This is a genomic window from Micromonospora sp. MH33 (genome assembly GCF_003013775.1).
GTDB lineage: Bacteria > Actinomycetota > Actinomycetes > Mycobacteriales > Micromonosporaceae > Micromonospora > Micromonospora fulviviridis.
The window spans coordinates 1-2,773 of the sequence record NZ_MUYZ01000507.1; the positions used below are offsets into that span (position 1 = coordinate 1).

Consider the following 2,773-nt stretch of genomic DNA (forward strand, 5'->3'; position numbering starts at 1 on the left):
TCGTCCGGGTCGGACGTCGGGTCGTCGGAGCGGGTTTCGGGTTCGCTGCCGGGCCGGCCGGCGGCGATGGAATGGCACCCCCCGACCGACGCCGACGCGGGCGGGCAGCCGTCCGATTCAGCGGAATACTACGACCCGTTTTATCTTGGCCCGGAGTTCGCGGACCTGGGGTGGACGGGGGACCCGTCCGGGGTAGTGGACATGTCGACTCCGGCGGTCGACCCGGAAGGGGCGCCGCAGAGCTTCGATGAGGAAGTAATAGCGGCGACCGCGCGGTTGGCGAATTCTGCGTACCATGTCGAGAAGCAGTTCGACGACTGGGTGGACGACGTGTTCGACACCTTTGACGCCGAGGAAAAGCCAGCGGCCAACACCTTCTACCGCTCATTGTTGAACACTCCGGAGTTGTCGAAGGTGCCGGGCATCAGGGACGCGGTTGGGCTGCGTGCGTGGGTGGCTCGCCGGCTGGCCGACGACCTCGCGCGGGGCGAGCAGTCGACGTTGAGAGAGTTCCTTCCGTATCCGGCGGGTGTGTCGGAGCAGCAACGGCAAGCCCTGCACCGGATCTGGCTCGGTACGCTCTCCAACGGCAAATCCGGGGATTTCGAACTCGTGCATGTGGTTCCGTATCTCGTGGCCGGGGCGTTGTCCATGTCGATGCGGGTCCATCATCCGTTCGACGCACCGCAGGACATCGGCCCGGCGCCCCGCGCTGGTGCCGTCCGGCACCAGGTCGTCTTCTGGAAGGGCGCCTACCACCGCCTCCTACCTTTTGATCCAGCCGACCCCCGCCTCGACAGTGGCTTCCCGCAGACAACCATGTCCGCCAACGCAAAGGAACGTCTGGACGCCCTCTTCAACGACGTGATCAATCTGCTGAAACCCCAGATCGCTTCAGCGGAGGCGGAGTCGACCAACAGGCACAAGCACATTCTGCAAGCCGTATTCCACCGTAACCTTGCGGCCATCCGTAAGCAGCCCGTTTCCCCTCGTCGCCAGGCCAAAGAACTCGTAGAACATCGCCGGTACTTCAACAGCCTCCAGGAAGACAGCGGCTGGCAGGACGAGAGCCCGCGACTTGAATCCCCATTCACCCTCCGCCTGACCGCCGGGGGGGAGGGCAGGGGCGTCAGTTCGAACCTCTGGTTGGGCGGCAAAACTCTGCCTGTTCTGAATACCGCCCGGCTCGTCGCCCCCGGCGATATGGTCTCTGTCGACTTCGGAAAGGTCGGCGGGCAGGGAGTCGGTATTGCCAGGATCCCGTACACCACGGCCGACGGTATCGAGAGTTCGATCTACCAGGAACTCGGCCGCAAGTTCGACGACAACGAGCTGGCCGAGCTGAGGAACCGAGCATCCGTCCGAGTATTGGAACCCGACAAGCCGCCGTTCAGTGACTCCTTCCGGATGGTGACGGTAGCGCACGAATATGGCGTCTTGGTCGTGCGTTTCAGCGCGGACGGTGCAACCAGGAGAACCGTTATCTCGCGGGTTGAATTTGCCGACGGAATTCCGGCAGTTATCCCCCGCGGCCCGGTTGTTCTCGAAGTCGGATATGGCGTTGATAGTCAACCCCTCGCGGTTGCGGAAATCCCGGCCGAGCCGACCGGGGGGAAGGTTCTGTATCTGAGGCTGACCGATCCCGCACCCACCGCCCGCGACATCGAGCGGCTGCGCCTAACGGAGTCCTTCTGGGAGTTGAGGAATCGGTGGACGCTTTTCGACGGAGTGTCTTTCGACGACACATTCTGGAAAAACGCCAAGATACCCGAACCCGTCGATAAGCAGGTCGGCGGTCCGGGTAAGACAATCGATGGGCTGGAGGTGGATCTGTCTGCCGGGGCGGCGATCAACCTGCAGGTGGGAACGCGGCTGGTCGGACCGGATATCGTCAACAATGTTTTCGTGGTGGTCAAGGCGCCGTTGATGCCGTTGGATGACGAAGCTGTGCGGGCTTTCCGGCTCGCTCATCCGTTGGCTGAGGTGCCCACGCACGCTTATCGGCTTGTCAACACGGGCAAGCCGGCCGCCGAGTTCGGCGCGCTCATTGAGAAGCTTCAGAAGCGGAAGGAGCGCAGGGAGCGCGCCGCAGCGGGGCCAGCCGCGAAGCGTCGGCGTACCGGGGGTGGGTTGCCCGGGGGGCCGGCGGCGTTCGAGTGGGCTGGTGCGGCTTCGGCCGATGGCGGGGTTGGGTCGTCGTCGGGGTGGGCGGCTGGGGTGGAGCCGTCGGTGGTGTGGGTTGATGGTGGTTGGCGGGTGTCGTATCGCAGTGCGGAGGGTTTGCCTTCGTGGGGCGAGATGACGCGGGTGGAGTCGGATCGGTTCACGTGGCAGGGTCGGGCGCCGCTGGAGTTCGTGCCGACGCCGGGGGACGAGGGCGGGCGTCCGTTCCGGGTGGTGACGGCGGGGGAGCAGGCGGGGGTTCGGGTCCACGTCGACCATTGGGTGCAGCGTGGTGAGTCGGGGACGGTGGTGTTCCGTCTTCGGTTGGTGCCGGATGCGAACGTGGCGGAGGACGCGATTCGGGCCACGTTGGGTGCGGTTGAGCAGTGGGTGGTGCAGACCAACGCGGGGTTGGGGTCGCAGGGTGGGTCGCAGGCGGTGGCGGTGGTGTTCGATCCGGCCGCGGAGACGGTGGTTCGGCTCAGCCGGTACGACAGTGACCTGAAGGACAGCCACAACGTCTATGTGAGTGGGGATGGCGCTGAGGGTCGGATCACTCAGTTGCATTGGCTTGCGGGTCTTCCGTCTCGTGCGTATGGGCATGAGTTGA

Annotated in this window: 1 protein-coding gene; it reads left to right on the forward strand. The window is 64.8% G+C overall.

All coding sequences use genetic code 11. The annotated features are described in order from the left end of the window. Positions 1-201: 201 nt before the first annotated feature. Positions 202-2,773, forward strand: a 2,572-nt coding sequence (locus B0E53_RS38220; protein ID WP_210406339.1) for a hypothetical protein, incomplete at its 3' end; no start/stop codon positions are given.